The sequence below is a fragment of the Streptomyces sp. NPDC058864 genome, from assembly GCF_042742985.1.
In the GTDB taxonomy this organism is placed as follows: Bacteria; Actinomycetota; Actinomycetes; order Streptomycetales; family Streptomycetaceae; genus Actinacidiphila.
Map to the genome: position 1 here is coordinate 55,178 of NZ_JBHYMQ010000007.1, position 25,827 is coordinate 81,004.

22 protein-coding genes and 1 tRNA gene are annotated in these 25,827 nt (G+C 72.4%); 13 read left to right on the plus strand and 10 right to left on the minus strand.

The features are described 5' to 3' along the window. Positions 1-318: 318 nt before the first annotated feature. Both ACFW3D_RS08000 and ACFW3D_RS08005 read right to left on the minus strand, forming a co-directional pair. Positions 319-2,898 (minus strand): ABC transporter permease, encoded by a 2,580-nt coding sequence (locus tag ACFW3D_RS08000; RefSeq protein ID WP_500502648.1) that lies wholly within the window; start codon positions 2,896-2,898, stop codon positions 319-321. After that, entirely contained in the window at positions 2,895-3,683 is a 789-nt protein-coding gene (locus tag ACFW3D_RS08005) for an ABC transporter ATP-binding protein (RefSeq protein ID WP_500502650.1), read from the minus strand. The genes ACFW3D_RS08000 and ACFW3D_RS08005 overlap by 4 nt, the downstream gene beginning before the upstream one ends. Positions 3,684-4,052: 369 nt before the next feature. Here ACFW3D_RS08005 and ACFW3D_RS08010 point away from each other — a divergent pair, with 369 nt between their 5' ends. Beyond that, positions 4,053-5,537 (plus strand): MDR family MFS transporter, encoded by a 1,485-nt coding sequence (locus ACFW3D_RS08010; protein ID WP_500502652.1) that lies wholly within the window; start codon positions 4,053-4,055, stop codon positions 5,535-5,537. A 4-nt stretch (positions 5,538-5,541) separates the two neighbouring features. Further along, on the plus strand, positions 5,542-6,126 hold the full coding sequence (locus tag ACFW3D_RS08015) for a Uma2 family endonuclease (protein WP_500502654.1): 585 nt from the start codon (positions 5,542-5,544) through the stop codon (positions 6,124-6,126). Here ACFW3D_RS08015 and ACFW3D_RS08020 read toward each other — a convergent pair. From ACFW3D_RS08020 to ACFW3D_RS08030, 3 genes are all read right to left on the minus strand, one after another. After that, on the minus strand, positions 6,111-7,073 hold the full coding sequence (locus ACFW3D_RS08020) for a DivIVA domain-containing protein (RefSeq protein ID WP_500502656.1): 963 nt from the start codon (positions 7,071-7,073) through the stop codon (positions 6,111-6,113). The genes ACFW3D_RS08015 and ACFW3D_RS08020 overlap by 16 nt on opposite strands. An 89-nt stretch (positions 7,074-7,162) precedes the next feature. Continuing rightward, entirely contained in the window at positions 7,163-9,511 is a 2,349-nt protein-coding gene (locus ACFW3D_RS08025; protein WP_500502658.1) for an SUKH-4 family immunity protein, read from the minus strand. Between the two features lie 8 nt (positions 9,512-9,519). Further along, a complete protein-coding gene (locus ACFW3D_RS08030) occupies positions 9,520-10,506 on the minus strand; it encodes an HNH endonuclease (RefSeq protein WP_500502660.1) in 987 nt (328 codons plus the stop codon). A 412-nt stretch (positions 10,507-10,918) separates the two neighbouring features. Here ACFW3D_RS08030 and ACFW3D_RS08035 point away from each other — a divergent pair, with 412 nt between their 5' ends. Beyond that, positions 10,919-11,413, plus strand: a complete 495-nt coding sequence (locus tag ACFW3D_RS08035; RefSeq protein ID WP_500502662.1) for a YwqJ-related putative deaminase — start codon at positions 10,919-10,921, stop codon at positions 11,411-11,413. Continuing rightward, complete coding sequence (locus tag ACFW3D_RS08040) at positions 11,410-11,889, plus strand: SUKH-3 domain-containing protein (protein WP_500502664.1); 480 nt, start codon at positions 11,410-11,412, stop codon at positions 11,887-11,889. The genes ACFW3D_RS08035 and ACFW3D_RS08040 overlap by 4 nt, the downstream gene beginning before the upstream one ends. Before the next feature lie 126 nt (positions 11,890-12,015). Here the strand turns inward: ACFW3D_RS08040 and ACFW3D_RS08045 are convergent, their stop codons facing one another. Continuing rightward, a complete protein-coding gene (locus ACFW3D_RS08045; RefSeq protein WP_500502666.1) occupies positions 12,016-13,389 on the minus strand; it encodes a sensor histidine kinase in 1,374 nt (457 codons plus the stop codon). A gap of 139 nt (positions 13,390-13,528) precedes the next feature. On the opposite strand from ACFW3D_RS08045, the gene ppc reads away from it, so the two are divergent. Further along, a complete protein-coding gene (ppc, locus tag ACFW3D_RS08050) occupies positions 13,529-16,258 on the plus strand; it encodes a phosphoenolpyruvate carboxylase (RefSeq protein WP_500502668.1) in 2,730 nt (909 codons plus the stop codon). A gap of 87 nt (positions 16,259-16,345) precedes the next feature. On the opposite strand, the gene ACFW3D_RS08055 is transcribed toward ppc, so the two are convergent. Both ACFW3D_RS08055 and ACFW3D_RS08060 read right to left on the minus strand, forming a co-directional pair. Then, on the minus strand, positions 16,346-16,948 hold the full coding sequence (locus ACFW3D_RS08055) for a TetR/AcrR family transcriptional regulator (RefSeq protein ID WP_018559808.1): 603 nt from the start codon (positions 16,946-16,948) through the stop codon (positions 16,346-16,348). A gap of 76 nt (positions 16,949-17,024) precedes the next feature. Beyond that, positions 17,025-18,014, minus strand: a complete 990-nt coding sequence (locus tag ACFW3D_RS08060) for an acyl-CoA desaturase (RefSeq protein ID WP_500502671.1) — start codon at positions 18,012-18,014, stop codon at positions 17,025-17,027. Between the two features lie 244 nt (positions 18,015-18,258). Between ACFW3D_RS08060 and ACFW3D_RS08065 the strand changes: the two genes are divergently transcribed. The 7 genes from ACFW3D_RS08065 to ACFW3D_RS08095 all read left to right on the plus strand — a co-directional run bounded on the left by ACFW3D_RS08065 (position 18,259) and on the right by ACFW3D_RS08095 (position 23,913). Then, positions 18,259-18,329 (plus strand) — tRNA-Gln (locus ACFW3D_RS08065). Positions 18,330-18,436: 107 nt separating this feature from the next. Further along, positions 18,437-19,876, plus strand: coding sequence for a bifunctional UDP-N-acetylglucosamine diphosphorylase/glucosamine-1-phosphate N-acetyltransferase GlmU (gene glmU, locus ACFW3D_RS08070; RefSeq protein WP_500502673.1), 1,440 nt, complete (start codon positions 18,437-18,439; stop codon positions 19,874-19,876). Between the two features lie 151 nt (positions 19,877-20,027). Next, positions 20,028-21,005: a ribose-phosphate diphosphokinase gene (locus tag ACFW3D_RS08075; protein WP_500502675.1), complete on the plus strand. Its 978-nt coding sequence runs from the start codon at positions 20,028-20,030 to the stop codon at positions 21,003-21,005. 196 nt (positions 21,006-21,201) lie between these two features. Next, positions 21,202-21,810: a 50S ribosomal protein L25/general stress protein Ctc gene (locus ACFW3D_RS08080; RefSeq protein ID WP_500502677.1), complete on the plus strand. Its 609-nt coding sequence runs from the start codon at positions 21,202-21,204 to the stop codon at positions 21,808-21,810. 68 nt (positions 21,811-21,878) lie between these two features. Then, positions 21,879-22,481 carry an aminoacyl-tRNA hydrolase gene (gene pth / locus ACFW3D_RS08085; protein WP_500502679.1) on the plus strand — a complete coding sequence of 201 codons (603 nt, stop codon included), beginning with the start codon at positions 21,879-21,881 and terminating at the stop codon, positions 22,479-22,481. A gap of 48 nt (positions 22,482-22,529) precedes the next feature. Continuing rightward, the gene (locus ACFW3D_RS08090; protein ID WP_500502681.1) at positions 22,530-23,024 is read left to right on the plus strand and encodes a hypothetical protein; all 495 of its coding nucleotides are present in this window, start codon (positions 22,530-22,532) and stop codon (positions 23,022-23,024) included. Positions 23,025-23,178: 154 nt separating this feature from the next. Further along, positions 23,179-23,913, plus strand: a complete 735-nt coding sequence (locus tag ACFW3D_RS08095) for a hypothetical protein (RefSeq protein WP_500502683.1) — start codon at positions 23,179-23,181, stop codon at positions 23,911-23,913. 58 nt (positions 23,914-23,971) lie between these two features. On the opposite strand, the gene ACFW3D_RS08100 is transcribed toward ACFW3D_RS08095, so the two are convergent. Both ACFW3D_RS08100 and ACFW3D_RS08105 read right to left on the minus strand, forming a co-directional pair. Then, the gene (locus tag ACFW3D_RS08100; RefSeq protein WP_500502898.1) at positions 23,972-24,340 is read right to left on the minus strand and encodes a VOC family protein; all 369 of its coding nucleotides are present in this window, start codon (positions 24,338-24,340) and stop codon (positions 23,972-23,974) included. A gap of 5 nt (positions 24,341-24,345) precedes the next feature. Then, positions 24,346-25,167 carry a trans-aconitate 2-methyltransferase gene (locus ACFW3D_RS08105; protein ID WP_500502685.1) on the minus strand — a complete coding sequence of 274 codons (822 nt, stop codon included), beginning with the start codon at positions 25,165-25,167 and terminating at the stop codon, positions 24,346-24,348. 121 nt (positions 25,168-25,288) lie between these two features. Here ACFW3D_RS08105 and ACFW3D_RS08110 point away from each other — a divergent pair, with 121 nt between their 5' ends. Continuing rightward, complete coding sequence (locus tag ACFW3D_RS08110) at positions 25,289-25,786, plus strand: MarR family winged helix-turn-helix transcriptional regulator (RefSeq protein WP_089222314.1); 498 nt, start codon at positions 25,289-25,291, stop codon at positions 25,784-25,786. Positions 25,787-25,827 lie beyond the last annotated feature (41 nt).

Consider the following 25,827-nt stretch of genomic DNA (forward strand, 5'->3'; position numbering starts at 1 on the left):
CGACACGAGGGGGTGTGCAGGGGTGCGCCCATGGGGGTCCCCCCGGCCGAAGGCTGGGGGAGACGAGCGGTGATGCCGGTGACGGAACGGCCCGGCAAATCCGCGAGCGCTGTGGGGGTCCCCCCGGCCGAAGGCTGGGGGAGTGCGCCGGCGCGCCACCGACCCACAGACGAACAGAGCGCAGACCCGCACTGACCAACCGGGGCAACGGGAGGGCGGGCGGAAAAACCCCCAACCGCAACCACAACGCACCCGCACACGGACAACGGCCCCGGGGACGCGGCACACGTACCCCGGGGCCGCAGCGCGCTCCGCGCGCTATTCCGTCGCGATCGCGCCCAGCACGTTCATCCGCCCCGCCCGGAACGCCGGCACCAGCGCCGCGACGAGTCCGACGAGGGCCGAGCCGATGAAGACCGTGATGATCGTCGGCCAGGGGATCTCCAGGATCCCGAGCCCCTGGAGGGCCAGCAGCTGCTGGGCGGAGGCGCCCCAGCCCATGCCGAGGCCGAGACCGAGCACCGCGCCGAAGAGGGCGATGACGATCGACTCCAGGCGGATCATGCGCCGCAGCTGCCGCCGCGACATGCCGATCGCCCGCATGAGGCCGATCTCCCGGGTGCGCTCCACCACGGACAGGGCGAGGGTGTTCACGACGCCCAGGATGGCGACGATGATCGCCAGGGCCAGCAGGCCGTAGATCAGGTTGAGCAGCTGGCCGATCTGGTCCTTGAGCAGCTGCTTGTAGTCGGCCTGGTTGCGGACCTGGACCTGCGGGAAGTCGTGCAGCGCCTTCTTCAGCCCCGCGTAGGCCGCCTCCTGCTGCCCGTCCTTGGCGGCGGCGAACATGATGTCGTTGATCGGCATCCGGTCGGCCGGCACGTAGCGCGCCGCGGTCGTGATGTTGGTGTACATCGCGCCCTGGTCGAAGACGGTGTCCGAGGAGGTGATGGCGGCGACGGTCAGCGCGGCGGTGTCGCCGTGCTCGAAGCGGACGGAGAGCTTGTCGCCGAGCTTGACCTTGTGCTTGTCGGCGAATCCCTCGCCGACCGACATCGCGTTCGCGCCGTACGCGGCCGACAGCTCGCCGGCGACGGTCTTGACCTGGAGGTCCTGTGCGTACGTCGGGTCCGCGGCGGACAGGGAGGTGTCGGACACCGACCCGTCGGGGGCGGTGAGCTTGACGTCGAGGGACTTGTAGTCGGTGACGTGGGCCAGGCCCGGCGCGGCCTTGATCGCCCGCTCGATCTGCGGGGTGATCGGCTGGCCGCTGTCGGAGGCGATGATGAAGTCCGCGCCGACCGACTTGTCGAGCTGGTCGGTCGCCGAGGCCACCATCGAGGAGCCGACCACGGACAGGCCCGCCACGAGGGCGAGGCCGATCATGAGGGCGGCGGCGGTGGCACCGGTGCGGCGCGGGTTGCGCAGCGCGTTGCGCTCGGCGAGGCGCCCGACCGGGCCGAAGATCCGCAGGACGCCCGCGCTGATCACCCGGACGACGACGCCGGCGAGCAGCGGCCCGACGACCACGAAGCCGACCAGGGTGAGCAGGATGCCGAGGCCGAGGAACATCGAGCCGTCCGCGGCCTTGGTGGACTGCACGGCGGCGAGGAGCGCGGCGGCGCCCGCGAGGGTGAGGACGACGCCGATCGCGGCGCGCACCTTGCCGGCCCGGCCGTCGGCGGGGGTGCCGGCGTCGCGCAGCGCGGCCATCGGGGAGACCTTGCCGGCCCGCCGGGCAGGCAGGTAGGCGGCGAGGACGGTCACCACGACACCGAGGACGAGCCCGATGACCGGGGTCGAGGCCTTGACCGTCAGGGAGGAGGTGTCGAGGTTCATGCCCGCGCTGCCCATGAGGTTCATGAGCAGGACGGCGAGCCCGACGCCGCCGCCGATGCCGAGCACGGAGCCCACCACGCCGAGCAGCAGCGCCTCGACCAGCACCGAGCGGTTGACCTGGCGGCGGCTGGCGCCGATGGCCCGCATGAGGCCGATCTCCCGGGTGCGCTGGGCGACCAGCATGGAGAAGGTGTTGACGATCAGGAAGATGCCGACGAGGACGGCGATCCCCGCGAAGCCGAGCATCGCGTACTTGATGACGTCCAGGAAGCCGGCGATGTCGTTCTGGTTCTCGGCGGTCCACTCGGCCTGGGTCTGCACCTTGTAGCCCGCGGTGGAGCCGAGGGCGGCGGTGACGTTCTTCTTCAGCTGGTCGTCGCTGATCCCGGGCTGCGCGGTCAGGCCGATGCTGCTGAAGACGTCCTTGGCGCCGAGCACCTTGGTCTGGGTGGTGGCGGTGTCGAAGTAGAAGATCGCCGCACCGGGGTTGGTGACCTTGAAGGTGGCGATGCCGCTGATCCGGGCGTGGAACTCGCCGGGGATGGCGATGACGCGCAGTTCGTCGCCGAGCTTCAGGTGCTTCTTGTCGGCGGTGTCGGCGTCGACCATCACCTCGGTGGGGCCGCGCGGGGCGTGGCCGGAGGTGACGTCGACCGAACGCAGCTCCGTGGAGTCCCAGTTGGTGGCGATGGTGGGGGCGCCGGAGGTCGGGCCGAGGTTGTCGCCGGCGGCGTCGGTGACGGTGAGGGTCTGGCTGTTGGCCTCGCCCGTCGCGGACTTGACGCCGTCGACCTCCTTCAGCCGCGCGACCGTGGCGGCCGGCACGGTCGCCGCCTTGGTGGTCATCTGCATCTCGTCGTCGCTGGGCGCGCCCTTGGGCGTGACCGTGACGTCCGACGCCGTGGCGGCGAAGAGCTTGTCGAAGGTGGAGGTCATGGTGTCGGTGAAGACGAGCGTGCCGCAGACGAAGCCCACCGACAGCAGGACGGCGATGGCGGACAGCGCCATGCGTCCCTTGTGCGCGACGAAGTTGCGCATCGAGGTCTTGACGACGGTCACGACGTCCTCCCGCGCGCGTCGAAGTCCTTCATGCGCTCGAGGACGGAGTCGGCGGTCGGGTCCCGCATCTCGTCGACGATCCGGCCGTCGGCGAGGTACAGGACGCGGTCGGCGTAGGAGGCGGCGACCGGGTCGTGGGTCACCATGACGATGGTCTGGCCGAGTTCGTCGACCGAGCGGCGCAGGAAGCCGAGGATCTCGGCACCGGCGCGCGAGTCGAGGTTCCCGGTCGGCTCGTCACCGAAGATGATCTCGGGGCGGGCGGCGAGGGCGCGGGCCACGGCGACGCGCTGCTGCTGGCCGCCGGAGAGCTGGCCGGGCCGGTGCTTGAGGCGGCCGGCCAGACCGACGGTCTCCACGACGCGCTGCAGCCACTGGGGGTCGGCCCTGCGGCCGGCGATGTCCATGGGCAGCGTGATGTTCTCGGCTGCGTTGAGGGTCGGCAGCAGGTTGAAGGCCTGGAAGATGAATCCGATCTTGTCCCGCCGCAGCTGGGTGAGCTTCTTGTCCTTCAGCGTGGTGATCTCGGTCTCACCGACCCAGATCCGGCCCTCGCTCACCGTGTCGAGACCGGCGAGGCAGTGCATCAGGGTCGACTTGCCGGAGCCGGAGGGCCCCATGATCGCGGTGAAGCGGCCGCGGTCGATGTCGACGTCGACCGCGTCGAGGGCCACGACCCGGGTCTCGCCCGAGCCGTACGCCTTGGTGACCTGACGGGCCCGGGCGGCCACGGCCGTACGTTCTCCGCTGCCCCCGGACTTGGGAATCGATACTGCCGTTGTCACGTGGATGCTCCTGTTCGGGTGGTGGCCGCCGCCGTTGCGGGGCGTGCTTCGTCGCGTACCAAGACTGGCTTCGGGGAGGGGGCCGGAACGATGGTGCGGGTCTCCGTATCGGCCCGGGGGTTAGCCCCACCAGAAGGCTAGGGAGCCCAGGAGGGCCCCCTCGTCCTCCGCCGGTACGAACCGGGGGTAGGAGAAAGTCGGGTGGGACCCCTAGGGGGTCTGCGCCTTTCGGCGTACCCGGCTCGGGGTCGAGACTGCACCCTCCGGTCACGGGAGGTTCAAGCGTCGCCGTCCGGCCTGCGGGAACCCCCTGTGCGCGCGGGGTCCCGGCATGAAATCGTGTGTCGTACACACAACCAGGGGGGACCAGTGGAGCGCACCGAGCAGACCGCGACCGCAGCCGCCGAGGCGTCCGCCGCGGGGCCGCAGCGGCGCGGACCGGTCGTCGCCGCGCTGATGCTGGCCATGGCGCTGGCGGCGATGGACTCCACGATCATCTCCACCGCGGTGCCGCAGATCGTCGGCGAGCTGGGCGGCTTCTCCGTCTTCTCCTGGCTCTTCTCCGGCTACCTGCTCGCGGTCACGGTGACCCTCCCGGTCTACGGCAAGCTCGCCGACACCTTCGGCCGCAAACCCGTACTGCTCACCGGCATCGGGATCTTCCTGCTGGGCTCCGTACTGTGCGCCGGGGCGTGGAACATGGCCGGGCTGATCGCCTTCCGCATCGTGCAGGGTCTCGGCGGCGGCGCCATCCAGGGGACCGTGCAGACGATCGCCGGCGACCTGTACCCGCTGAAGGAGCGCGGCCGCATCCAGGCGGCGATCTCCACCGTCTGGGCGGTCTCCGCCGTCCTCGGGCCGTTGTGCGGCGGGCTCTTCGCGGGCTACGCCAGCTGGCGCTGGATCTTCCTGATCAACCTGCCCGTCGGCGCGGTCGCGCTGCTGCTCATCTCCCGCCATCTGCGCGAGCGGGTCGGCGAGCGGACCCGGCACCGGGTCGACTGGCCCGGCGCGCTGCTGCTCTTCCTGTCCGGCGGGCTACTGATCACCGGCCTCGTCCAGGGCGGGGCCACCCGGTGGTGGCTGCTCGGCGGCAGCCTCGTCATGTTCGGCCTGACCGTGTGGGCCGAGCGCCGGGCCGCCGAGCCGATCATCCCCGGCTGGGTCTGGCGGCGCCGGGTGATCGTCGCCGTCAATCTGGCCCTGGGCATGCTCGGCGTGCTGATGGTGGCCCCGACGGTCTTCCTCCCGACGTACGCCCAGACCGTGCTCGGCCTCGGGCCGATCGCCGCGGGCTTCGTGCTGTCGGTGATGACGCTCAGCTGGCCCCTCTCCGCGGCCCTCAGCAACCGCGTCTACCTGCGCATCGGCTTCCGCAACACCGCGGCGCTGGGCATGGCGGCCGCCACCGTCGTCCTCGTCGTGCTGGTATCGCTCCCCTACGCCGGTCCCGCCTGGCAGCCCACCCTGGTGATGCTGGCCCTCGGCGCCGCCCTCGGCCTCTTCCAGCTCCCGCTGATCGTCGGTGTCCAGTCCACCGTCCCGTGGAGCGAACGGGCCACCGCCACTTCGTCGATCCTCTTCTGCCGCCAGGTCGGCCAGAGCGTGGGCGCGGCCGTCTTCGGCGCCGTCGCCAACGCGACCCTCGCCTCGCGCCTGCACGGCTCCGGCACCGACCTCGACTCGATCACCGGCGCCGCCCATCTCGACGACCAGGTGCGCCGCGCCGTCGCGGCGGCGGTCGACCACGTCTACGTCGGCGCGACCATCGCGGCCGTCCTCTCCCTGGCCGCGGTCCTCTTCGTCGCCCCCCGCCGCTTCCCGGTCCTGGAGGACGACCCGGCGGTACGGTGAGCCCGTGGACGCGAAGACCTACGCGCGCATGCGGGCCATCGCCGGCGAGTTGATGGAGCGCGAGGACACCTGGGCCGTGGAGATCGGTGAGGGCGTCATCACGATGATGATGCCGCCGGTGAACCGGCACGAGCTGATCGCGCTGCGGCTGCGGCGACAGATCGAGGGGCAGATGGCCGACGATCCGGAGTGGGCCGGTCACGTGGCCCACAGCGGTCCCGAGATCGAGGCGCCCGCCATAGGGCGGATGCGCCGTCCGGACCTCGTCGTCGTGGCCGAACAGGCCCTCGACACGCCCGGTTTCCTCGACCCCGCCGACGTCGCCCTGGTGGCCGAGGTCGTCTCCACGTCCAACCCGGAGAACGACTACCGCGAGAAGACCCGGGACTACCCCGCCATGGGCATCCCGCTCTACCTGATCATCGACCCGCGCGACAAGACACTGGCCGTGCTCTCCGATCCGGGACCGTCACCCGGCGACGACGGCCCCCGTTACCGGGCACGCCACGACTACGCCTTCGGGGACGCCGTCGCCGTGGGGCCGTGGGTCGTGGACAGCGGCGAGTTCCCCGCCTACGACGGTTCCTGATCGTCCCCGTGTGAGGGGGAGGGAACGTCGGGGGCGGCGGGGTCCGGTTCGTCCTCGGCGTCGGGGACCTCGCGGCCGGTGAGGGCGGCGAGGCTGCTGCGGACGTGGGCGAGGTGCTCGCGGATCTCCTCCCGGCGGACCTCGTGCTCACGCAGTTCGCGTTCCGCGGCGAGACGGATGCGCTCCTCCCGCACCCGCGCCTGGGCGAGGAGTTCCGCCGCGGTGGCGTCGGCCTCCTCCTGACGGCGCCGGGCGGCCTCCTCGGTCTCCGCCAGGGCCCGGCGGGCGTCGTCCACCATGGCCTCGGCGTAGGAGGTGAGTTCGGCCGTACGGGAGTCGGCACCGGCCTCGCCCTCGGCGAGTTCGTGCTCCTGGGTGTCGAAGCGCTCGCGGTGGTCCTTCTCCAGTTCGGCGAGCGTGCGTTCGCCGTCCTGCCGGGCGGCTTCCAGTTCCCGGGCTGCCTCGTCCCGCAGCCGTCCGGCCTCCTCGCGGGCGTCGCCGAGGACGCGCCCGGCGTCGGCGCGGGAGCGTTCCAGCCGCTGTTCGGCCAGCTCGTCCGCGGTGCCGCGGCGGGCGTGGGCGGCCGCGCGGGCCTCGTCCATGAGGGTGCGGCGGGCGGCATCGGCCGCGTCGTGCGCGTGCCGGGCCTCCTCCTCGGCCTGTTCGCGGACGGAGGCGGCCTCCTCCTCGACCAGCCGCAGCAGGTCGAGTGCGCCCTTCCCGAGGGATTCGTACGTCGGCGGGGAGAGCGTGGAGACCACGTCGCGCAGCGCCGCGCACTCCGCGGTCATCTCGCTGGCCAGGACGGTGAGCCGCGCGGCACGCTCCCAGGCGGCGTCGCGGTCCTCGGACAGCTCCTCCAGGAAGCGGTCGACCTGTTCGGTGCGGTACCCGCGACCACGGACGGTGGCGAAGCCGTGGCCGCCGCGGGGGTGTGCCGTACTCATACCCCCATTCTCCGGGATTTGCCCGATTTACCCATATCGCGACACTCCGACCGGCCCGCCGGCCGGCCGGAGCGACGTCGCGACCGGGCCTAGAGCATCCCGTCCCACATCTGCTCGATGAGCACCGGCCACCAGTGCTCGGGCGAGGCGACCGCCGCCGGGTCGAGCGCGGCCAGCTGGTTCTGGAAGTCGACCGTCCAGCGGCCCGCCTGCTCGGGTGTCAGGCCCAGCCGCCAGCGCCACATCTTCCCCAGCAGCGCCAGGCAGCGGACGAACTCCGGCAGGCTGGTGTTGGCGAACTGCGGCACCGCCGCCGTCCCGCCCGGCCCGGCCTCCAGCGGCACCGCGACGATGTGCGCCGTGCCGTACTGCACGCACAGCTGACGGCCGAAGTCATTGCCCATCACCAGGTACGAACCCGCGTCCGGGGCAGGCTGCACGCCCCGCTCGGCCGCCAGCTCCGCCAGGGTCGGCACCGGCCGTCCGGGCTGGGCCTGGGCCCAGAAGAACGGGCCGAAGTCCACCGGCAGCCCGGACCAGGTGAGCGTCTGCGCGACCAGGTCCGGCACGCCCTGGCGGGCGACCGCCCGCTGGTCGAAGCGGAACACGCCCTGCGGCCCGAAGGACTGCGCCAGTTCGTGCCCGATCGCGTCCAGCGGGACCGGGGGGACCCGCTGGATCCGGTGCGGTTCGGGCATCGGCACCCGGTGCGGGTGGGCGTGCGCCGGGGCGCTCGCCACCTGGTGCAGCTCGCCGAGGTGGGTCAGCAGGTGCTGGACGCCCGCGCGACGGCTCGCGTGGTCCTTGCCGTACGGGGCGGTGCTGCTGATCCGCACCTGGGGCCAGGTCTCGCGGATCATCCGGGCGCAGTAACCGCCCGGCAGGTCGCACGACTCCAGCTCCGTGTGCAGCTCCAGCACCGCCTGCGGAGGCACGCCGAGGGCGCGCAGCTCGTGCAGGATCTGCCACTCCGGGTGCGGCGTGCCGGGCGCCGAGCGGCGGATCAGCTGCTGCTCCGAGCCGTCCTGCGCGCGGTAGCGGAGCACGGCCATGTAGCCGGGGCCGACCGTGGGCACCCCGGTGGGCGGCTGGGCCTGGGCCTGGGGCTGCGGCGGCTGGGGGTAGCCGTACGCCGCGGGCTGCTGCGCCGCCGCGACGGGGCCGGGCGGGGGCGGGGGCGGTGCCGAGGCCCCGGCACCGCCGTCCGGGCGGGACAGCACCGTGGCGGCCTGGTGCACGTCGCCGGCCGCCGGCCCCGGCGGGGCAGGAGGTGCGGGCGGGCCGGGCCGGTCGTTCGCGGGGAGCGCCTGCACGAGCTGCGTCGGCACGTACCCGGCGGCGGGGGTGCCCGGCACTCCCGGACCGGGCGGCGGCGCGGGCGGCCCGGGCGGGGCCGCCTTCGAGGTCTCGGCGGCGGCCACGTCGGCGGCGCCGCGTCCCGGGCCCGGCGGCGGGGGCGGCGGAGGCGGGCCGTCCGGACGCGACAGCATCGTCGCGGCCTGGTGCACGTCCCCGGTGGCCGGCCGGGCAGGGGTGGACGGCGCGGGGGGCGGTGGGGGCGGAGCGGCCGCCGTCGGACCGCCGAACGGCGAGGGCGGGGGCGGGGGCGCGCCCGAGCCGCCCGGGTAGCCGTAGGCGCCGGGCCCGGGGGCCGGCGGAGGCGGGGGCGGTGCGCCCGCACCGGCGCCGGGGTGGCCGTAACCGCCCTGCGCCCGGGGCTGCGGCAGCGGCGTCCCGGTCTCGGGCACGCCGGGCAGCCGCTCGGTGCTGGCGTCGGCACTCGTCATCGGCGGCGGGGTGTGGGCGTCGTCCGAGTCGCTGATCGGCGGCGCGTACACGGTCGCCGGCGGCGGCACGGACGCGCCCGCGCCGTTGCTGTCGTTGGCGTCCCGCCACGCCGTGGGCGGCGGGGTCGGCGGGCCGCCGTACGGGGTCGGCATCGGCGGGGTCGGGGTCGGGACGTACGGCTGGGTGGGCGTCGCCGGCCCGGGCGCGGTGACGGGAGCCGGAGTGGGGAGGGTGTCGCCGGGGACACCGTCCGGGACCTCGCGGCGGTCGGGGATGCCGAGCCGGTCGGCGGCGTCCTGCAGCCACTGCGGCGGGCTCAGCAGGAAGGACGTCGCCTCCAGGTCGATCCGCCGGGGCGGCTCCGGACTCGCGTCCGGGACCGCGTCGGCCGCGGCACCGTAGGTCTCCTCCCAGCGGCGGATGACCTCGCCCACCGGCAGTGCGGGCCAGAGCGTGGCCTCGCCGCTGTCCCGGGCGATGACGATGCGGGTCTCCCCGTCGTCCGAGGTCGGACCGCCGTCCCTGGGCTCGGACCACACCACGAATCCCCGGTCGAACTCCCGCACCTGCACCTCGCGGGTGAGGTAGGCGGGGACGTCGGCGTTGATCCACCGCTCGGCGCGCTCCTGCGCCTGCGCGAACGTGACCATGTGCTGCCTCACCCCTCCACCGGGACGGCGCGGGCGAAGCCGCCGTCCACCATCAGGTTCGCCACCGTCTCCAGCTCCGGCGGTTCGCCGGCGAGCGCGGCCAGGAAGGCGTCGAAGTCCTCGCCGCAGGGCAGCAGCAGCCCGGCGACCCGCTCCTCGGTGGAGCCGAAGGCGCCGTCGGCGTCACGCACGTCGTCGTACGGGCACAGCCACATCGAACCCAGGTCGGCGCCGCGCGCCTTGACGGCGAGCACGCCGCCCTGGACGTAGGAGATCGCCAGGTAGTCCTTGCTGAGGTGGTCCCGCAGGCACTTGTTGACGTAGCCGAGGTCGTTGGCGGCCGCCTCGTCCCGCACGGTGAAGAAGGGCTGGTCGACGAGAAGTCCGAGCATGGGGAGCAGGGCGACGCCGCGCGGGGCGCTGCCGCCCGCCGCCTTGAGGAAGGTGCGGTACGCGCCGGGCAGCCGGTAGCCGAGCTCCTCCTCGACGTCCCGCACCTGCTGTTCGGTGACGGCGACCCCGTCCTTGCGCAGGCCGAAGTGGACGGGCCGGGTCTCCTGGAGCGGCCGGGTGCCGCGCTTGTCGTGGTCGGCGGAGGCGGTGGTGGCCAGGCCGCCGTGGTGCCGCAGCAACGACTTGACCTCGGCGGGGACCAGTTCCAGACGGCGGCTGCCGGCGACGTGGTGCCAGGTCCACCCGTGCGGCGTGGCGACAGAGGACAGGCTGCCCCACAGCTCGTGACCGGCGGCGTGCAGCGCGGCGTTGGCCGACACGTAGTCGGTCAGCCGGAGCTCGTCGATGCCGAAGCCGTCCGGAGGTTCGGCGATCTCGGCCGCCGCCCGGGCGTACGGCGAGAAGTCGGGGTAGCCGCGCTCGTCCACGCGTACGCCCTGCGGGTGGCGGGCGCGCCGCACCGGGTCCGGGAAGTGCACGATCTGACCGGCGTAGGCCGCGTTCGGTGGCGCGGCCCGGTGCACGGGCCGACCTGTCGTCATTGCGGATGCCCCCATGCTGGATCTGGTGTTGGGCACAGCCTATGGGGTGTGGCAATAGGCGCTCCGGCTGGTTCCGGTCACCGGTGCGGGGCGGCCCAACCCGGCTCCGGTGAGGGTGCGTTGTGCCCACGTCCGTGGGGGCGGTGGCCGAATCCCGGCCGTTCTCCCGGGGCTTGGCACCCTTTTCGTCCGGGCCGGCGCTACTATCCGTACAACCACTGGCCAACGCAAGGGGCACCACTGCGGCAGCACATCGGACGTCGTCACGCATCCCCCCACCGTGCCGTGACATCCGGCACAAAATAAACCTCTCACCTCACAACCGACTTCCGTAACGCCTTGTCCGTTTGGCAGTCTTACGCACATAGGGGGACGTCCTCCCCGTGAGGACGGATCGGAGGGCCGTACGAAGATGCTGACGAGAGACGCCGCGGACCCGCGGCTCAACTGGGGAGCCGACGAAGCGCCCGCGCCACCGGTGCTGCGCCACCGGCGCGACGGGATCCTGCCCGCGGTCGCCGCCGCGCTGTCCGTCAAGGACGAGGTCCTCACCTGCACCGGCGTCAAGGCCGACCAGCCGCCGCCGCTGCACCCGCTCGTCCAGGACGTCCTCGACGCCCTCCCCGTCGCCCAGCGTGAGCGCTTCACCGGTCGCTGCCCCGAGCCGGTGCTGCTCTCCCGCCACCTCACCACCGTCGACGGCGCCCGCAGCAAGCGCGCCGCGCGCAAGCCGCTCACGGCCGGTGAGGCCCGCAAGGCCCTCAAGGGCGCCAAGCTCACCGCCCGCCGCATACGCGAGGACGGCGACCCCGCCCACGGCACCTACGCCCCGCCCTGCCGCTCCTGCCAGGCACTGCTCGCACACTTCGGCGTCCGCGCCTTCGACCCGGGAGCCGGCTCCGAATGAACTCGACCCGCTTCCCCGTCGGCGTCGACACGGCCCTGCGCTCCGCCGGCTGGCAGCCCGGCCGCTGGGACATCCGGCAGGCCGAGGTCTGGGCCGACACGCTCCGCGCCCACATCTCCCCCGGCGGCCATCAGCACAGCGTCTTCCCCGCCGCGGTCGAGGCCTGGGCCGAGTTCGGCGGCCTGACCGTGCCCGCCGTCTCCTCCCCCGGCCGCCACGTCGCGCCCAGCACGGTCCACGTGGACCCGCTCCACGGGCTGCACCTCGCGCGCACGCTCGGCGACCTGGGCACGGCGCTCGACACGGAGGTCGCTCCGCTCGGGGAGGAGTCCGCGGGGCAGGGGCAGCTCGCGATCGACGCGGAGGGACGCGTCTACTGCGTCGACCACACCGGCGACTACTACCTGGGGGCCACCATCGACGCGGCCCTGGGCGCCCTCATGACGGGCTCGCGCCCCCACCGCCTCACGACGTGACCGCCGGGCGGGACGGCTGGTGACGTCGGCGGTTCGGCCGTCCCGCCGTCCCGCGCCCGAAGGACGCGAGACGAACCCGCGCATAGACAACCCGCCGCAAGGGGCACCGCACCCCGGGCCGGACCGCTACGCGGGAAGCATCGCGGAGACGCGGAACCCGCCCTCATGGGTCGTGCCGGCGGCGAACCCCCCGCCGAGCGCCGTGACACGCTCCTTCATGCCGACCAGCCCGTTGCCCCCGCTGGGAAGCACCAGCGCGGGCGCGCCGTCGGAGGGCCCGTTCTGCACGAGGACCGCGACCTCAGCCTCGCGGTAGGCGAGGCGGATGCGGGCCCGCGCACCGGGTGCGTGCTTGTGCACATTGGTGAGCGCTTCCTGCACGACGCGGTAGACCGTGGCCTCGACCCGTGCCGCCAGTGGACGCTCCTCCCCCTCCACCGTGAGATCGACGTCCATCCCGGCGGCCCGCGACTCGTCGAGCAGCCCCCTGAGCTCGGCCAGGCACGGCCCCTGCTCGCCATCCTCCGCCTCGACGGATGCCGCGGCCGCCGCACCCGCCGCGCCCGGCGACGAGGGCGCAATCGTTTCCGCAACGGCCGCCACGCGTACCACCGACGCCGGGGAGACGGACGCCGCCGCGGACGCCGTCCGCGCCGCCGCCGGCTCCGTCCGCAGGACACCCAGCATCTCGCGCAGTTCGTTGAGCGCCTGGCGCCCCATGTCCCCGAGGAGCTGTGCGCTGGCCGAGGCCTTCTCGGGGTCCTTGACGGCGATCGCCTGGAGCGCGGCCGCGTGCACGACCATGAGGCTCACCCGGTGCGCGACGACGTCGTGCATCTCGCGCGCGATGCGGGTGCGCTCCTCCATGCGGGCGCGCTCCGCGGAGCTCGTGGCCGTCTCGGCGAGCAGCGACAGCTCGCGCTCCAGGCCGTCCGCCCGTTCCCGCAGGCTCTCCACGAGGCGGCGCCGGGCGCCGACGTACAGGCCGAGCAGCACCGGCGGGGCGGTGACGCCGACCGCCGCGAGGACCGAGGTGAGGGCGACCACGGCCAGCGGCGCGTGGTAGGCGGCGCCGCCGAGGTCACCGTGCATCTCCAGGAAGGTGACGATCAGCATGCCGAGCATGGTCATCCCCGACAGCACCGCGATGATCCGCCGCGGTACGTCGGAGGCGGCCAGGGTGTAGAGGCCGACGATGCTGAGCAGGATGCCCATCTGGGCGGGCGTGACGGCGATGGAGACCAGGACGACCAGCACCGGCCAGCGCCTGCGCAGCACCAGTACCGAGCCGACCAGCAGACCGAACAGACCCGTGACGACCGGCGAGATCCCGGTCTTCTCCGCGAAGGCCGCGCCTTCCAGGAGGCATTCCACGGCCGAGACGAAGGCCAGGGAGACGTCGAGCACCATGCTGCGCCGTCTGGGCCACCACCACGGCCCGGCGGCCCCCCGGCTTCGTCCGCCGGCCCCGTCCGGTACGTACTCCCCCGTCGTACTCATACGGACCAGCCTAGACGCGACGGTGTCCGCCTGGCGGTCAGCCCCGTTCCGGGGAGCGGCCCGGATCTATCCTTGTGCCGTCGGACAGCGCGGTCCGGACAATGCCGCCGACCATTCCACTGCACTAGGAGCCGCACCTGTGAGCAGCGCCGACAACACGACCGGCAGCGCCCCCCTCCGCGCGGACATCCGCCGCCTGGGAGATCTCCTCGGCGGGACGCTCGTCCGGCAGGAGGGCCCGGAGCTCCTCGACCTGGTCGAGAGGGTGCGGGCCCTGACCCGCAGCGACGGCGAGGCCGCCGCCGCCCTGCTCGGCGAGACCGATCTGGAGACCGCGGCCAAGCTGGTACGGGCGTTCTCCACCTACTTCCACCTCGCGAACGTCACCGAGCAGGTGCACCGCGGCCGTGAGCTGCGGTCCCGCCGGGCGACCGACGGCGGGCTGCTGGCCCGTACGGCCGACCTGCTCAAGGACGCCGACCCGGAGCACCTGCGCCAGACGGTGCGCAACCTGAACGTGCGTCCGGTCTTCACCGCCCACCCGACCGAGGCGGCCCGCCGCAGCGTGCTGAACAAGCTGCGGGTGATCGCCGTCCTGCTGGACGAGTCCGGTGCGGCGGGCGGCGACCGCCGCCGCAGCGACCTGCGGCTGGCGGAGAACATCGACCTCCTCTGGCAGACCGACGAACTGCGCGTCGTGCGCCCCGAGCCCGCGGACGAGGCGCGCAACGCCATCTACTACCTGGACGAGCTGCACGCCGGCGCGGTCGGCGACGTGCTGGAGGACCTGGCGGTCGAGCTGGAGCGGGTCGGCGTGCCGCTGCCCGCGGAGACCCGCCCGCTGACCTTCGGCACCTGGATCGGCGGCGACCGGGACGGCAACCCCAACGTGACCCCGCAGGTCACCTGGGACGTGCTGATCCTGCAGCACGAGCACGGCATCACCGACGCCCTCGAACTGGTCGACGACCTGCGCGCGGCGCTGTCCAACTCGATCCGCAACTCCGGCGCCTCGCCCGAGCTGCTGGCCGACCTGGAGCAGGACCTGCAGCGCCTCCCGGAGATCAGCCCCCGCTACAAGCGGCTGAACGCGGAGGAGCCGTACCGCCTCAAGGCGACCTGCATCCGGCAGAAGCTGCTCAACACCCGGGACCGGCTGGCCGGGGGCACGCCGCACGCGCCCGGCCGGGACTACCTGGGCACTGGTGACCTCCTGGCCGACCTGCGTCTGCTGCAGGACTCGCTGCGCGCCAACCGCGGCGAGCTGATCGCCGACGGCCGGCTGGACCGCACCATCCGCACGCTCGCCGCGTTCGGTCTGCAGCTGGCCACGATGGACGTCCGCGAGCACGCCGACGCCCACCACCACGCACTCGGCCAGCTCTTCGACCGGCTGGGCGAGGAGTCCTGGCGGTACGCGGACATGCCGCGGGACTACCGGCGCAGGCTGCTGGCCAAGGAGCTGCGCTCGCGGCGTCCGCTGGCGCCGTCCCCGGCGCCGCTGGACGCGGCGGGGGCCAAGACCCTGGGCGTCTTCCACACCGTGCGGGAGGCCTTCGAGCGGTTCGGGCCGGAGGTCGTCGAGTCGTACATCATCTCGATGTGCCTGGGCTCCGACGACGTCTTCGCGGCGGCGGTGCTGGCCCGCGAGGCCGGGCTGGTCGACCTGCACGCGGGGGTCGCCAAGATCGGCATCGTGCCGCTGCTGGAGACCACCGACGAGCTGAAGGTCGCGGACCGGCTGCTCGACGAGATGCTCTCCGACCCCTCCTACCGCAAGCTCGTCTCGCTCCGCGGCGACGTGCAGGAGGTCATGCTCGGCTACAGCGACTCGTCCAAGTTCGGCGGCATCACCACCTCGCAGTGGGAGATCCACCGGGCCCAGCGGCGGCTGCGCGACGTGGCGCACCGCCACGGGGTGCGGCTGCGGCTCTTCCACGGCCGCGGCGGCACCGTCGGCCGGGGCGGCGGCCCGACGCACGACGCGATCCTGGCGCAGCCGTGGGGCACGCTGGAGGGCGAGATCAAGGTGACCGAGCAGGGCGAGGTCATCTCCGACAAGTACCTGATCCCGTCCCTGGCGAGGGAGAACCTGGAGCTCACGGTCGCGGCCACGCTGCAGGCCTCGGCGCTGCACACCGCGCCCCGCCAGTCCGAGGAGGCGCTGTCGCGCTGGGACGCGGCCATGGACGTGGTCTCCGACGCCGCGCACGCCGTGTACCGGCGGCTGGTGGAGGACCCGGACCTGCCGGCGTACTTCTTCGCCTCCACGCCGGTGGACCAGCTGGCCGAGCTGCACCTGGGCTCACGCCCCTCGCGCCGCCCGGACAGCGGGGCGGGGCTCGACGGGCTGCGGGCCATCCCGTGGGTGTTCGGCTGGACGCAGTCGCGGCAGATCGTGCCGGGCTGGTTCGGTGTCGGCTCGGGCCTGAAGGCCGCTCGCGAGGCGGGCCGGGAGGCGGACATCGCCGAGGCGTACGAGCAGTGGCACTTCTTCCGGAACTTCCTGTCCAACGTCGAGATGACGCTGGCGAAGACGGACCTGCGGATCGCCGAACACTACGTCGGCACCCTGGTGCCCGAAGACCTCAAGCACGTCTTCGACGTCATCAAGGCCGAGCACGAGCTGACGGTCGCCGAGGTGCTGCGGATCACCGGTGAGGCGGAGCTGCTGGACGCGCAGCCGGTGCTCCAGCAGACCTTCCGGATCCGGGACGCCTACCTGGACCCGATCTCCTACCTGCAGGTGGCACTGCTGCACCGGCAGCGCGAGGCCGCCGCCCGCGGGGAGGAGCCCGACCCGCTGCTCGCCCGCGCGCTGCTGCTGACGGTCAACGGCGTGGCGGCGGGCCTGCGCAACACCGGCTGACCCCGGCCGCCGGACATGACGAGGGCGGTGCCTCCCCGCGGGGAGGCACCGCCCTCGTCATGTGTGCGCGGAGCGGAGGCGCGGGCGTCAGTTCTTGCGGTGGCCGATCAGCCGGGGCCTGGGCTCCAGCCCGGAGAGCCCGTTCCAGGAGAGGTTGACCAGGTGGGCGGCGACCTCCGCCTTCTTGGGCTTCTGGGCGTCCAGCCACCACTGCCCGGTGAGCGCGACCATCCCGACCAGCGCCTGGGCGTAGAGCGGGGCGAGCTTGGCGTCGAAGCCGCGCTGCTTGAACTCCATGCCCAGGATGTCCTCCACCTGGGTGGCGATGTCGCTGATCAGCGAGGCGAAGGTGCCGGTCGACTGGGCGACCGGGGAGTCCCGTACGAGGATCCGGAAGCCGTCGGTGTACTGCTCGATGTAGTCCAGCAGGGCGAAGGCCGCCTGCTCCAGCAGTTCGCGGGGGTGGCCACCGGTGAGGGCACCGGTGACCATGTCCAGCAGGCACCGCATCTCGCGGTCCACGACGACGGCGTAGAGGCCTTCCTTGCCGCCGAAGTGCTCGTACACGACGGGCTTGGACACACCCGCCTTGTGGGCGATCTCCTCGACGGAGGTCCCCTCGAAACCGCGTTCGGCGAAGAGCGTGCGCCCCACGTCGAGGAGTTGCTCGCGGCGCTCCTTGCCCGTCATGCGCACCCGCCGGGTGCGCCGCGACGGCGCGCCCTCGCTGCCCCTGCTGCTGCTTCTGCCGTCGCTCACCCGTCAATCATGCCGCTTCGCTGACGCTCTCCTTACGGCGGGCCGCGATCCGGTCAGCGGTCGGCCACCGTACGTCACTGGCCCAGCCGAGCATTTCGAACCAGCGGATGACGCGGGCGCTGGAGTCGATCTGACCGCGGAGCACTCCGTGCCGGGCGGAGGTGGGGTCGGCGTGGTGCAGGTTGTGCCAGGACTCGCCGCAGGAGAGCACGGCCAGCCACCAGACGTTGCCGGACTTGTCGCGGGAGCGGAAGGGCCGCTTGCCGACCGCGTGGCAGATCGAGTTGATCGACCAGGTGACGTGGTGCAGCAGGGCCACGCGGACCAGGGAGCCCCAGAAGAAGGCGGTGGCGGCACCGGTCCAGGACATCGTCGCCAGGCCGCCGATCAGCGGCGGGAGCAGCAGGGAGACGGCCGTCCACAGCCAGAAGTCACGGCTGATCCGGCGGATCGCCGGGTCCTTGATCAGATCGGGGGCGTACTTGTGCTGGGGGGTCTGCTCCTCGTCGAACAGCCAGCCCATGTGGGCCCACCACAGGCCCTTCATCAGGGCGGGGACGGTCTCGCCGTAGCGCCAGGGGCTGTGCGGGTCGCCGTCGGCGTCGGAGAACTTGTGGTGCTTGCGGTGGTCGGCGACCCACCGCACGACCGGCCCCTCGACGGCCATCGACCCGGCGATCGCCAGGGCGATCTTCAGCGGGCGCTTGGCCTTGAACGAGCCGTGGGTGAAGTGGCGGTGGAAGCCGATGGTGATGCCGTGACAGCCGAGGAAGTACATCCCCACCATCAGGCCGAGGTCGAGCCAGCTCAGGCCCCATCCCCACGCCAGCGGGATCGCCGCGACGAGGGCGAGGAAGGGGATGCCGATGAAGAGTCCGAGGGTGATCTGCTCGAGTGACTGCTTCTTGTCAGCACCGAGGGTGGCGCGGGGAAGCGGGGCCCCGTCGCCGGCCCCGGGTTCCGGGGACTCGGTGATCACGTCGGTCTGTGTGGTCATGGTGGTCCCTCAATGAAGGTCGGGGGCTACGCCACCGTAACTTACGGCTTCGTAAGTATGGCAGGGCTAAGTGAAGGCCGAACAGAGCACGCGTGTCGGCGGGAATACGGCTCTTGGCACATGTACCCATGTTCGGGAAAGGGAAGTGCCGATCTTTCTCGTCGCATTGGAGGCGGTCGGTGCGGCATAGTGGTGGGGGCCGGACGGCACCCTGACGGGATGTCCTGTTCGGCCGGGGTTTCCATCCGCTGTGGTGTAACGGCAGCACTGAGGGTTTTGGTCCCTTAAGTCCGGGTTCGAATCCTGGCAGCGGAGCACGGAACGGAGGGTCGCGGCAACCGCCGCGACCCTTCCGCGTTCACCGCCCGAAACGCCCCGGTATCCTTCGGGTGACCGTCACCCCATGCCGAGGAGCCCGTTCCGTGAGCGCCCACCGCCCGGCTGCCGTCATCGTCCTTGCCGCGGGCGAGGGCACCCGCATGAAGTCGGCAACCCCCAAAGTCCTGCACGCGATCAGCGGCCGGTCCCTGGTCGGACACGTCGTCGCCGCGGCCCGCGCCCTGGAACCCGAGCACCTGCTGGTCGTCGTCGGCCACGCCCGTGAGCAGGTGACCGCCCACCTGGCCGAGACCGACGCCGCGGTCCGCACCGCCGTGCAGCACGAGCAGAACGGCACCGGGCACGCGGTCCGGGCCGGCCTCGCGGAACTCCCGGAGCTGACCGGCACGGTGGTGATCACCGCCGGGGACACCCCGCTGCTCACCCCGGACACCCTGCGCGCCCTGGTCGAGGCCCACGCCGCCGACGGCAACGCCGTCACCGTGCTGACCGCCGAGGTGCCCGACCCGACCGGCTACGGCCGGATCGTGCGCGGCGAGGACGGCTCGGTGCTGGCGATCGTCGAGCAGAAGGACGCCACCGACGAGCAGCGGGCGCTGCGCGAGATCAACTCCGGGGTGTTCGCCTTCGACGCGCAGTTGCTGGTGGAGGCGCTGGCCAAGGTGACCACCGACAACGCCCAGGGCGAGGAGTACCTCACCGACACCCTCGGCATCCTGCGCGAGGCGGGCCACCGCGTCGGCGCCTCGGTCGCCGAGGACCACCACGAGATCGCCGGCATCAACAACCGCGTGCAGCTCGCCGAGGCCCGCCGCACCCTCAACGACCGCCTGCTGCGCCGGGCGATGCTGGAGGGCGCGACGATCATGGACCCGGCGTCGACCTGGGTGGACGTCACGGTGGAGTTCGAGCCCGACACCCTCGTGCTGCCCAACACCCAGCTGTACGGCGCGACCCGGCTCGCCTCGGGCGCCGAGGTCGGCCCCAACTGCACGCTTACCGACACCCTGGTCGGCCCCGGCGCCACGGTGAGCAACACCGTGGCCGTGGACGCGGAGATCGGCGAGGCCGCCACGGTCGGCCCGTACGCGTACCTGCGCCCGGGCACCCGGCTCGGCCCGAAGTCGAAGGCCGGCACCTACGTCGAGATGAAGAACGCCACCGTCGGCGAGGGCACCAAGGTGCCGCACCTGTCGTACGTCGGGGACGCGACGATCGGCGACCACACGAACATCGGTGCCGCCAGCGTCTTCGTCAACTACGACGGGCAGGCCAAGCACCACACCACGATCGGCTCCCACTGCCGCACCGGCTCCGACAACATGTTCGTGGCGCCCGTCACAGTCGGGGACGGCTCCTACACCGCCGCGGGCTCCGTGATCACCAAGGACGTGCCGGCCGGTTCGCTCGCCGTCGCACGCGGCCAGCAGCGCAACATCGAAGGCTGGGTGGCCAGGAAGCGGCCCGGCAGCGCCGCGGCCCACGCCGCCGAACAGGCCCGCCAGGCCGACCCGGAGGCCTGACCGGCGACGCGTCGGCAGGGGGCGGCGGTCGCAGTGGCCTTCCCCACGTGCGCGGTCGCGCCACGCAACGCGTACCGTGTGAGGTGCACACAATTCCGCCAGCTCCCCTGACCGAAGGCGAAGCTGCGTTGAACACCAAGGAGACGGTGCAGTGACCGGGATCAAGACGACCGGTGAGAAGAAGCTGATGCTCTTCTCCGGCCGCGCACACCCCGAGCTCGCGGAGGAGGTGGCACGTGAGCTGGGCGTCAACCTTGTGCCGACGAAGGCCTTCGACTTCGCGAACGGTGAGATCTACGTCCGTTTCGAGGAGTCGGCGCGCGGCTCGGACGCCTTCGTGATCCAGAGCCACACCGCTCCCATCAACAAGTGGATCATGGAGCAGCTGATCATGATCGATGCGCTGAAGCGGGCCTCCGCCAAGCGCATCACCGTGGTCGTGCCGTTCTACGGGTACGCCCGCCAGGACAAGAAGCACCGCGGCCGCGAGCCGATCTCGGCCCGTCTCGTCGCCGACCTGCTGAAGACCGCGGGCGCCGACCGGATCCTCACGGTCGACCTGCACACCGACCAGATCCAGGGCTTCTTCGACGGCCCGGTGGACCACCTGTTCGCGCTGCCGATCCTGGCGGACTACGTGGGCGCGAAGGTCGACCGCTCGAAGCTGACCGTCGTCTCCCCCGACGCCGGCCGGGTGCGCGTGGCCGACCGCTGGTGCGACCGCCTGGGCGCGCCGCTGGCCATCGTCCACAAGCGGCGCGACCCGGACGTCGCCAACCAGGTCACCGTGCACGAGGTGGTCGGTGACGTGCGCGGCCGCATCTGCGTCCTGGTGGACGACATGATCGACACCGGTGGCACCATCTGCGCCGCGGCGGACGCCCTGTTCGCCAACGGTGCCGAGGACGTCATCGTGACCGCCACCCACGGCGTCCTGTCCGGCCCGGCCGCGGACCGGCTGAAGAACTCCAAGGTGAGCGAGTTCGTCTTCACCGACACCCTGCCGACGCCGGGTGAGCTGGACCTCGACAAGATCACGGTGCTGTCCATCGCGCCGACGATCGCCAACGCGGTCCGCGAGGTCTTCGAGGACGGCTCCGTGACGAGCCTGTTCGAGGACTCGCACTGATCACGCGCATCGCGCTCTGATCGATTTCCGGGGCGGCCTCCCCGCCGGGTAGACTCTGCGAGTTGCTCGGCGAGGGAGGCCGTTTCCGTTTCGGCGGCGGACTCCGTTATCGACGCGCTCCTCGCAAGTGGAACGGCCCGTCGTGGGCTGGGCGACCGACAGAAGTCCCGTCGTCTCCACGAGGAGTGTGATCCACATGTCCGAGGTCAAGATCACCGCGCAGCTGCGCACCGAGTTCGGCAAGGGCGCCGCCCGCCGCGTCCGCCGCGACCACCTGGTCCCCGGCGTCATCTACGGCCACGGCCAGGACCCCAAGCACGTGACCCTGCCGGGTCACGACCTGCTGCTCGCGCTGCGCACCCCCAACGTGCTGATCAGCCTGGCCATCGAGGGTGACGGCACCGAGCTGGTCATCCCCAAGGCCGTGCAGCGCGACCCGCTGAAGGGCTTCCTGGAGCACGTCGACCTGCTCGCGGTCAAGCGCGGCGAGAAGATCACCGTCGAGGTCCCGGTCGTCACCGAGGGCGAGCTGGCCCCGGGCGGCAACCTGCTGGAGCACGTGCTCAACGCGCTGCCGGTCGAGGCCGAGGCGACCCACATCCCCGAGGGCGTCACCGTCTCCATCGAGGGCCTGGAGGCCGGCACCTCCGTGCTCGCCAAGGACATCGTCCTGCCCAAGGGCACCACGCTGGCCGTCGACGAGGACGCCGTCGTGCTCCAGGTCGTCGCCGCCCAGGCCGAGGCTCCCGCCGAGGGCGAGGGCGAGGAGGCCGCGGGCGAGGGCACCGAGGCCGCTGCCGAGTAAGTACCGCGCAGTACGCGGTTCCCGGCCGCCGCCCCGCTCCGTCAGGAGCGGGGCGGCGGTCCTGTTGAATGGACGTCATGAGCATGAGCGCAGCGGAAAGCGCCCCCGAGGGGCCCTGGCTGGTGGCCGGTCTGGGCAACCCCGGCCCGGAGTACGCCGGCAACCGGCACAACATCGGCTTCATGGTCGCGGATCTGCTCGCCGAACGGATCGGCGGGCGCTTCAAGACCCACAAGAGCCGGTCCCAGGTCGTCGAGGGACGCATCGGCGGCCGCCGCGTCGTGCTGGCCAAGCCGATGACGTACATGAACCTCTCCGGCGGCCCGGTGACGGCGCTGCGCGACTTCTACAAGGTGCCGCTCGGCAACCTCGTCGCGGTGCACGACGAGTTGGACATCGACTACGCCACCCTGCGCCTGAAGAAGGGCGGCGGCGACAACGGCCACAACGGCCTGAAGTCGATCACCAAGTCCCTCGGCCCGGACTACCTCCGGGTCCGCTGCGGCATCGGCCGCCCGCCGGGGCGGATGCAGGTCGCGGACTTCGTCCTCAAGGACTTCTCCTCGGCCGAGCGCAAGGAGCTCGAGTGGTTCGTGGACCGGGCGGCCGACGCGGTCGAGGCGCTCATCTGTGACGGGCTGGAGAGGGCGCAGGGCACCTACAACGGTTGACCATCGAAAGGTTGACCGAGTGCCATGCGATGGCCAAGGATCGCCCGCATGGTCAAACGGAGTCTCACCCGCCGCACCGCCGAGAGCGCCTGGGGGCTGCTGCTGGTCGGCCGCATCGTCCTGCTGAGCGCACTGGTCCTGTTCATGCTCGCGGCCGGGGTGTGGACCTCGTGGAAGACCGCCCAGCACGTCATGCTCACCAAGGGCCGCGAGCAGGGCACGATGACGGTCTCCACCTGCGGCGCCGACACCTGCACCGGGCCCTTCGTGCCCGAGGGCCTCGGCTCCGTCCGCGGGAAGGTGACGATCGACAAGGCGGTCACCCACCGCACGGGCGAGCGGATAGCGGTCGCGGTGAAGCCCGGCACCGACGACGTGGTGCGCAGCGGGCTCGCCGGCGTGCTGCACGCCTGGATCCCGCTGGGCGGCTCCCTCCTCCTCGCCGCCCTGGTCCTGGCCGGGGGCCTGCGCTGGCCGCGCACCGCCTGGACCGCCGCCGCGGCCGGCGCCGCGCTCCTGGGGGCGGCCTTCCTCACCCTGTGAAGGCGTGTGGCTCGATCGTTACCCCGGATCCATGGGGCAATCATGACGTCACGGGACCAATGGGGTCGGATTTTTCTTGACGCCGAGTGAATACCGGTGGAATCTGGCCACCTCCCCCCGCATTCCGTCTTTCACGCCCTCAGGTGGTATGCCCATGCGCGCCCTCACTCCGGCATGCGCGGCGACGGTGGCCCTCGCAGCGTCCGTGCTGCTCGCCCCCGCCGCCCTCGCGCACGACGCCCCCGGCGACAACGGCAATGTGAAGATCCACGACGCGAAGACCGGCGAGGAGCTCCCCAGGAACGAGCCGCACGTCTGCACCTTCTACCTCGACGGCTTCCGCTTCGACGGTGCCCAGAAGGCCGACTGGCACATCGAACGGTGGTCGCCGACCGACGGCGACAAGGGCGAGACGGTGGAGTCCGGCTCGCTGACGCTCGACGGTTCCGGCCACGAGCGCACGGAGGACCTCGCGCTCCCGGACGGCCACTACAAGCTCTTCTGGAACTTCGACGGGGAGCACGGCCGGGCCAAGCACAAGGTCTTCTGGGTCGACTGCACGGACACCGGCGGCGGGAACGGCGGCACCGGGACGCAGCCGCCCGGCTCCGGGTCACCGTCCGCCCCGCAGTCCCCCTCAGGTTCCGCGTCGCCGTCCGCCTCCACCCCGGGGACCGGTGAGCAGCCCGGCGGTTCGGCCTCCGCGACGGCGGCCCCGTCCGCCACGGACTCCTCTGCCACAGGCTCCTCCGGTTCCTCCGGCTCGGAGGGCGGCGGGCTCGCCGAGACCGGCGCCCAGGTCGGCGGCATCGCCCTCGGTGCGCTGCTGCTGGTGGGCGCGGGTGCCGTGCTGGTGACGCGCCGCCGCAAGGGTGCCGGACAGCACTGACCGGACAACCGCACCGACCGGCGGCCCGGTCCCCCGCGGGGACCGGGCCGCCGGGGTGTCACGCGGCGTCGTCGGGTTCCAGGAACTCCAGACGGTTGCCGAACGGGTCGTCGGTGTAGAAGCGGCGGTGGCCCGGCAGGTCACCGTCCCAGACGACCGAGGTGCCGCGGGACTCCAGCCGGTCCGCGTAGGCCTCGATGCCGCTCACGCGCAGGCCCGGATGGGCCTTGCGGGCGGGGCGGAAGTCGTCTTCCACACCGATGTGGAGCTGCACCGGGCCCGCGGCGAACCAGCAGCCGCCCCGGGCGGCGAGCACCGGCGGCTTGGGGACCTCGCTCATCCCCAGGACCCCCGTGTAGAAGGCGCGCAGGATCTCCTCGGAGCCGGGCGGGGCGGCGAGCTGGACGTGGTCGAGGGCGGTGATCATCGGGATCAACCCGCTTTCCGTGCGACGGCGAAGATCCGCCGGAAGGGGAAGACGGTGCCGTGCGGCCCCGCCGGGTACGCCTTGCGCAGCAGGTCGCGGTACTGGCCGAGGAACTCCCCGGTGGCCTCCGGATCGTCCTCCAGGGCGGTCAGCACGGGGCGCAGCGCGGTTCCCTTCGTCCATTCGAGCACCGCGTCCTCGCCCTGCAGGAGCTGTACGTAGGTGGTCTCCCAGACGTCGACGTCCACCTCGACCTCGGGGATCTCGATGAGGCGCTCCAGGTAGCCGGAGGGCTCGAGGATGTGGACGTAGCGCCGGCCGTGGCCGTCGCCGAGGCGGTCCCGCCAGACCGGGGAGTCGCAGAGGTCGCCGAGCAGGGCGTGACTGGGCGAGGTGAAGTTGCCGGGGACCTGGAAGGCGAGGACGCCGCCGGGAGCGAGGTGCTCGACCCAGAGGGGGAAGCGCTCGGCATGGCCCTCGACCCACTGCAGGGCGGCGTTGGAGACGATCAGGTCGTAGGTACCGTCGGGGATCCAGTCGGCGGCGTCGGCGGCGCGGAAGCCGAGGCTGCCGCCCCCGGGGGTGGGGCCCTCGTAGGCCCGGGCGGCCTCCAGCATCTCGGCGGAGCTGTCGAGGCCGGTGATCCGGGCGTCGGGCCAGCGCTGCGCGAGCAGGGCGGTCACGTTGCCGGGGCCGCAGCCGACGTCGGCGATCCGCGGGCTCGCGGCGGGCAGCTCCGGTATCCGGGCCAGCAGGTCGTGGAAGGGGCGGGTGCGATGGGTGGAGTGGCGGAGGTACTGCTGGGGATCCCAGGCTGCTGCGGGCATGTTTCGAACTCCCTGGCGAGAGATGGATCTCTTCCTGCCGCCGACCTTGCCCACAAGGTTCCAGAGCTAATCTCTTGATGTCAAGAGACTTCATGTCGACACAACCACTACACTGATCTCCATGGAGGACGAGGTCGATCGGCTGGTCGCTGCGTGGCGCAGGGAGCGCCCTGACCTCGACGTCGAGCCACTCGAGGTGCTCAGCCGGGTGAGCAGGCTGGCGAGGCATCTGGACCGGGCCCGCCGGCTGGCGTTCTCCGAGCACGGTCTGGAACCCTGGGAGTTCGACGTGCTCACCTCCCTGCGCCGAGCGGGCGCGCCCTACCAGCTCTCCCCCGGGCAACTGCTGACCCAGACGCTGGTCACCTCCGGGACGATGACCAACCGGATCGACCGGCTCACCAAGAAGGGGCTCGTGGAGCGGCTGCCCGACCCCTCGGACAGGCGAGGCGTCCTCGTACGGCTCACTCCGGAGGGACGGGACCGGGCGGACCAGGCCCTGGCCGGCCTGCTGGCCCAGGAGCGGGCCATCCTCGGAGAGCTCTCCGGCCGCCAGCGCGGGGAACTCGCGAATCTGCTCCGACAGTTGACCGCGCCCTTCGACAACATCCCCGGCTGACGTCGATTACCCGGCACAACCGCCAGGGAATGATCACAAAC

Excerpts from the sequence above, each read along its gene's own strand:
- ACFW3D_RS08020 (WP_500502656.1), bottom strand. The coding sequence starts at position 7,073 with ATGAGTACGGCACACCCCCGCGGCGGCCACGGCTTCGCCACCGTCCGT.
- ACFW3D_RS08025 (WP_500502658.1), bottom strand. The coding sequence starts at position 9,511 with ATGGTCACGTTCGCGCAGGCGCAGGAGCGCGCCGAGCGGTGGATCAAC.
- ACFW3D_RS08030 (WP_500502660.1), bottom strand. The coding sequence starts at position 10,506 with ATGACGACAGGTCGGCCCGTGCACCGGGCCGCGCCACCGAACGCGGCC.
- ACFW3D_RS08035 (WP_500502662.1), top strand. The coding sequence starts at position 10,919 with ATGCTGACGAGAGACGCCGCGGACCCGCGGCTCAACTGGGGAGCCGAC.
- ACFW3D_RS08040 (WP_500502664.1), top strand. The coding sequence starts at position 11,410 with ATGAACTCGACCCGCTTCCCCGTCGGCGTCGACACGGCCCTGCGCTCC.
- ACFW3D_RS08045 (WP_500502666.1), bottom strand. The coding sequence starts at position 13,389 with ATGAGTACGACGGGGGAGTACGTACCGGACGGGGCCGGCGGACGAAGC.
- ACFW3D_RS08055 (WP_018559808.1), bottom strand. The coding sequence starts at position 16,948 with ATGACGGGCAAGGAGCGCCGCGAGCAACTCCTCGACGTGGGGCGCACG.
- ACFW3D_RS08060 (WP_500502671.1), bottom strand. The coding sequence starts at position 18,014 with ATGACCACACAGACCGACGTGATCACCGAGTCCCCGGAACCCGGGGCC.
- ACFW3D_RS08080 (WP_500502677.1), top strand. The coding sequence starts at position 21,202 with ATGTCCGAGGTCAAGATCACCGCGCAGCTGCGCACCGAGTTCGGCAAG.
- pth (WP_500502679.1), top strand. The coding sequence starts at position 21,879 with ATGGACGTCATGAGCATGAGCGCAGCGGAAAGCGCCCCCGAGGGGCCC.
- ACFW3D_RS08090 (WP_500502681.1), top strand. The coding sequence starts at position 22,530 with ATGGTCAAACGGAGTCTCACCCGCCGCACCGCCGAGAGCGCCTGGGGG.
- ACFW3D_RS08095 (WP_500502683.1), top strand. The coding sequence starts at position 23,179 with ATGCGCGCCCTCACTCCGGCATGCGCGGCGACGGTGGCCCTCGCAGCG.
- ACFW3D_RS08100 (WP_500502898.1), bottom strand. The coding sequence starts at position 24,340 with ATGATCACCGCCCTCGACCACGTCCAGCTCGCCGCCCCGCCCGGCTCC.
- ACFW3D_RS08105 (WP_500502685.1), bottom strand. The coding sequence starts at position 25,167 with ATGCCCGCAGCAGCCTGGGATCCCCAGCAGTACCTCCGCCACTCCACC.
- ACFW3D_RS08110 (WP_089222314.1), top strand. The coding sequence starts at position 25,289 with ATGGAGGACGAGGTCGATCGGCTGGTCGCTGCGTGGCGCAGGGAGCGC.